Raw genomic sequence first — 4738 nt, 5'->3', positions numbered from 1 at the left:
CCCTGAACGCGTTCCAGATCGCTTTCGAGGGCCGCCTGACTCCGAGCAACAACTGACCATCAACAACCAAGATCAGCCGTTAAGTTGACACACCCGCTCGCGTCTCCGTTGGTGAATGTCATGTCCCAGCAGCCGATGGGGGCTCAGTGACCATGTGCGAACGATGTGCTTTCAGGAACTGGGTGAGGCGCCGGTGACGACGAGCGGTGGGCTTCGACCGGGCCAGTCGATGATGTGGATGGTCAGTTCGTTCTTCCAACTGGACGGCGAACCCGTCGGAGCGTTCGCGTCGCAGGCCGGCCCTGGTCGTCAGCATGTGTTGGGCAGCACGGACCGAGTCGGCGACGACCCGCGTCTGCTGGTCGACTTCAATGAGGGGCAGCCCCTGCTGTCGGCACATGGACAGCCGGTGGGAGAGCGTCATGGGAACACCGTGCTGCTGTGGGAAGCGGAGTACCGCATCCACCGTGCTCGATTCCGCAGGAAACTGCACTTCTCCGTAACGTCCGAAGAACGAACCGTCCTTGACGTCAGGGAGACGTCCCGGCCCGACCGCACTGTCCACACATACGTCACCCGCAGCGATCCCGCGCTCGACCCGGTTACCGTGCTCGGCCTCATCCTGCTGGAGGCACGGCCCGACAAGATGTCGGTTCTCAACGAGCTGGTCGAGAGGTGGCAGACGTAACGGCTTGTGCGGAGTATGCGAGGGTCAGGGACTGGCTCGGACATGGAGGTGAGCTTTTGACCTGCCGGTCCCGGCGGCGGGCAGCGGGATGACACCTGCCGTGGACTCGCCGGAGGTGCTGCGAGCGCCCGTCCCAGCAGGACCGCGCAGCCCGTCAGGTATCCGCGTCTCGAGGTGGCGGCCAGTGCCCGGAACCCGGTGGGCGCGCAGCGTACGCCTTCGCCCGCCGGCGGCCGGACTGGTGGCCGAGCTGCACAGACGGCTGCCCGCAGTGGCTCCTGGATCAGTACCGCTACGCTGGTCAAATGTTCGAAGGTCAGTCGCTCTACGACTACTTTGCCGGCTGCTCTGAACGCGCTGACAAGGTGGGCTTCGCCCTCGTTGACGGCAGGGAGTTCCTCGGCTGGATCCATGAGGTGACGGAGGATCGCATTCTGTTGGCCTGGGCACCCAGTCCGTTCTACGCCCAGGCCAACGCTGGGGAGGCGTGGACCCCCGAGGACGAGTGGGTGGCGTTCACCGCCCTGGTTCTCGAGTCGATCGCCAGCTACGACCCCTCTGTACCGGGGTGGGTGAACTACCTGAGCTGAACGCCCCGGCAACCGCACGGGTGGGAAGGTTCCGACGCCGGGGCAGGCGCGTGGCTTGCTCCTGGCGGCACTGCGCACGCACGGGACTTGAAGTGGTCGCTCAGGGGCCGTGCCGTGCAGGGCAGGGTTCAGCGCGCGGGCGATGCTGACCGGCGCCGGTCCGCATCCGGGGACGTTGAAGTGCGGCCGGTGTGGCTCAGTGCGTGACGTCCATGCGCTGTGTGCCGATGACCGACAGCAGCCGTAGCGCCTCTTCGGAGGGCGAGCCTGGGACCGCGGTGTAGATCACGACCTGCTGGTCGCGGTCGGTGATGTCGAGGACGTCGCAATTGACGGTGACGGGGCCGACCAGCGGGTGCTGGAAGGTCTTGCACAGGGTGAGCTCGGCGGACACGTCGTGGGATTGCCATAGGCGGGTGAACTCCTCGCTTTCGTCGAGGAGTTCGGCTACCACCTCGGCGACCTCTGGATCGTCGGGGTAGCGGGCGCCGGCGGCGCGCAGGCGCTGCGTCGAGATGCGGGCGAAGGCGTCGGCGTCCGACACTCCGTACAGCCGCTGCCCCTGCGTGTGCGGGCCGAGAAAGAGACGGCGCACGAGGTTGCGGTCGCGTCGTGGCAGGGCGGAGAAGGCCTCCATCAGGGCTGCCGCCAGCTCGTTCCAGGCCAGTACCTCGAAGGTCGCGGACGTTACGGTCGCCGCGGCCTGCGGCAGTCGGTGCAGCAGGTCGAAATGCTCTGCCGTACCTGGCGCGAGGGCCCGGCCGACGGGAGCGGCGGTGTGCCGGCCAGGTGATGGAGATGGTCGCGTTCGGCGTCCGTCAGGCGCAGGGCCCGAGCCAGTCCGGCCAGCACCTCGTGCGACGGGTGCGGCGCCCGGACCTGCTCCAGCCGTGTGTAGTACTCGGTCGAAATGTGCGCCGGCTGCGCCACCTTCTCGCGGCGCAGGCCCGGGGCGCGGCGGCGCGGTCCGGCGGGCAGCCCCAGCTCGGCAGGGGTGATCCGCTCGCGTCGGCTGCGCAGGAAGTCGGCCAGTTGTCGTCGGTCCACCTCTCCAGTGTGCGGGGGCGCCGGGCCGCGGATCCAGGAATGCCGGTGCCTGGTTGTGCTTCGCGGACGGGCGCAGGCTTGGTGCCATGGACAACACACCTGTCACCGGCACATCCACCACGCCTGCCGCCCTGGGCCTGCTGGCCGACAAGGTCGCCTTCATCACCGGTGCCGGACGCGGCATCGGAGCCGCCGCGGCTCGGCTCTTCGCCCGCGAGGGCGCTCGAGTGACGTCGCGGTGGTCGACTCCTCCGCATTCACGTTCTTGTCTCCCACGGGCAGCGAGACGGGAGCGAGGTCGCCGCCGACGGAGAAGACCGCGACTCTACCGAGCCTGCGCTGCACGGCAGTCAGGCTCTCGGGTCCGGAGCATCTATCGCGGAGCGAGAATTCTCCGGCCCTGCAGATCTTGCGAGGCCGAGCCGTCCAGGGAGGTGCCCAAGAACGACAGGAGGACCGCCAGGGCACCGCCGCAGACAATGGCCGAATCGGCGAGATTGAACACGGCGAAGTGCTCAACGGAGATGAAGTCGACGACGTGCCCGCGGAAGACCCCGGGCGCCCGGAAGATCCGGTCCGTCAGATTGCCGAGCGCGCCCCCGAGCAGCAAGCCCAGAGCGACAGCCCACGGAAAGCTCTGAAGCCTGCGCGCGACACGCGCGATGACCACGACAACCGCGACCGAGATCACCGTGAACACAGCAGTGAAAGCCTGGCCCGAACTGAAAGCCGCCCCCGAGTTACGGAACACCTGAAGCGTGAGCACGCGGCCCGCTACGGCAACGGGCTCCCGACCTTCCAACCGCGAGACAGCCACTAGCTTGGTGCCGATATCCAAGGCATAGGTCAGAGCGGCCGCCGTCAGCAGAGCGGTCAGAGAGCGCCGAGCCAGTGCGCGCCCATCAACAGCACGCGTTGCTGTCTCGGGCTGGGATTGCGAGGCATTGTCGCTAGTGATGATCTGCTCCATGGATGCCGAGCCGCCCTGGACAGGCCCACATTACAAGAGCCTCTTGTCGGCGACGGGTGGAACGTTCAGCAGGTGCTTGGCTCCAGCTTCCACACCACTGCGGTCAGATCCTGGTGGTCTGCTCTGCCCCCCCATCACCAGCAGCCTTCTACGATCTATGCATGCTGGATCCCGAACGGATCCCGCACCCGCCACCCAACTCCTGCGCAGTGCTGCCCGACGCGAGCCGGGAACAGGGGCCCAGCGAGCCCGTGCGGCGCAGCGCGAGACCGGCGCCAAGTACACCGCCGCCCTCCGCCAGGCCACCATGGCCGGCACTTCGCCGACGGTGTTCTCCCTGCGGGAACTGCTCGCCGAGTGCACAACCTCCCCGAGTGGAGCGGAGATCATCCTGAGGTCCGCGCCGAGTGGGCACCGCGCATGTTCGACTCGGCGCTGCTGGGCGGCCTGGTGTCGTACAACGCGGTCCTGGCTGCTGACCGGTGACCTCGCGGCGATGGGCCTGTGCGCCGAGATGGTGATGGAGTCGCGCCAGGGCTTCCACACTGCGGTGGTGGCGTGCGTCGGCCGTCGCTTCGGAACTCGTGCTCTCCCAGGACGACCGGCTCACCGAGCTGTGCCTCATCCCCGGGTGCGAGCGCCCTCCGGTCGCCGATGGCTTCATTCCGTACGGTGAGTACCGGCATCTCGCTGAGCGCTCCGCGGCGGAACTCGCCAAGAAGGCCTGGGCGGGGGGAACGACCGGCGACAGGAGTTCGGAACCAATGCGGCGGCCGCGCATACGGGGGACCAGGGTGACGCACTGATCGCGGCCGCCGTTGTCCAGGGGACATACTCCACGGTCGCCGTCGAGCTGGTCGAGGGTTGCTACGGAGACCCCGATCTGATCGACGAGATCTACCTCAACGACGCAGAAGCCATGGCCATCGGGCACGTGATCGGCCACGAACACCTTCTCCTGCACGAGCGGGCCAGGTCCGCGGCCGCCCACATCCGCAAGCCGGCCGGCGGCCTCTGCGTGTGCGGGGGCACCCTGTATCTCGCTCCTGAGGCGGATGTGCCCGCCCGGTACTGCTCCGCCCAGTGCGCCTCGTCAGCGGCGACCTCGACGGTGGCCCAAGGTCATCGAATACCCCCTCGCGACCGCGGTCGCCGACGGCCGTGCGGCGGACTGCCGCATCGTGGTGCCCACCCTCACCGACACCGACCTGCCCTGTCCACGGGCCGCGACGACGCCTTCCCTATCGAGACGATGCAGCTGATGCGGTTCAAGGGCGAGCGGTGGCAGCTTTTCGGCAAGCCGGTGGACACCCGCAAGGAGTTCGGCCCGCTGGCGAAGTGAGCCGGCGGGGGCGGTCCCGCTCGAATGCCTTTACCTCGGGAGCGCCCCCGCCCCCGCCCCCGGAGCCCAGGGGGAGGGGACAGGCGGGAGCCAATCGGGGC

5 protein-coding genes and 2 pseudogenes are annotated in these 4738 nt (G+C 68.2%); 5 read left to right on the top strand and 2 right to left on the bottom strand.

Features of this window, described 5'->3' with window-relative positions:
- Positions 1-193: 193 nt before the first annotated feature.
- Positions 194-688, top strand: a complete 495-nt coding sequence (locus AB0N07_RS39395; RefSeq protein ID WP_365843719.1) for a hypothetical protein — start codon at positions 194-196, stop codon at positions 686-688.
- Between the two features lie 305 nt (positions 689-993).
- Positions 994-1278: a hypothetical protein gene (locus tag AB0N07_RS39390; RefSeq protein ID WP_365843717.1), complete on the top strand. Its 285-nt coding sequence runs from the start codon at positions 994-996 to the stop codon at positions 1276-1278.
- Positions 1279-1474: 196 nt separating this feature from the next.
- On the opposite strand, the pseudogene AB0N07_RS39385 reads toward AB0N07_RS39390, so the two are convergent.
- Positions 1475-2325 (bottom strand): annotated as a pseudogene (locus tag AB0N07_RS39385) (helix-turn-helix transcriptional regulator).
- 53 nt (positions 2326-2378) lie between these two features.
- Between AB0N07_RS39385 and AB0N07_RS39380 the strand changes: the two are divergent.
- A pseudogene (locus AB0N07_RS39380) lies at positions 2379-2555 on the top strand (short-chain dehydrogenase); the annotation flags it as partial.
- A gap of 143 nt (positions 2556-2698) precedes the next feature.
- Here the strand turns inward: AB0N07_RS39380 and lspA are convergent.
- Positions 2699-3295 carry a signal peptidase II gene (gene lspA / locus AB0N07_RS39375; RefSeq protein WP_365843715.1) on the bottom strand — a complete coding sequence of 199 codons (597 nt, stop codon included), beginning with the start codon at positions 3293-3295 and terminating at the stop codon, positions 2699-2701.
- 357 nt (positions 3296-3652) lie between these two features.
- Between lspA and AB0N07_RS39370 the strand changes: the two genes are divergently transcribed.
- Together AB0N07_RS39370 and AB0N07_RS39365 are read left to right on the top strand one after the other, a co-directional pair.
- Positions 3653-3781 (top strand): hypothetical protein, encoded by a 129-nt coding sequence (locus tag AB0N07_RS39370; protein ID WP_365843713.1) that lies wholly within the window; start codon positions 3653-3655, stop codon positions 3779-3781.
- A gap of 433 nt (positions 3782-4214) precedes the next feature.
- Entirely contained in the window at positions 4215-4637 is a 423-nt protein-coding gene (locus AB0N07_RS39365; protein ID WP_365843711.1) for a hypothetical protein, read from the top strand.
- Positions 4638-4738: the final 101 nt, after the last annotated feature.

This window comes from Streptomyces sp. NPDC051172, from assembly GCF_040682555.1.
Taxonomy (GTDB): domain Bacteria; phylum Actinomycetota; class Actinomycetes; order Streptomycetales; family Streptomycetaceae; genus Streptomyces.
The sequence above is the reverse complement of the archived record's forward strand: the minus strand, read 5'-3'. Positions and strand labels throughout refer to the sequence as shown.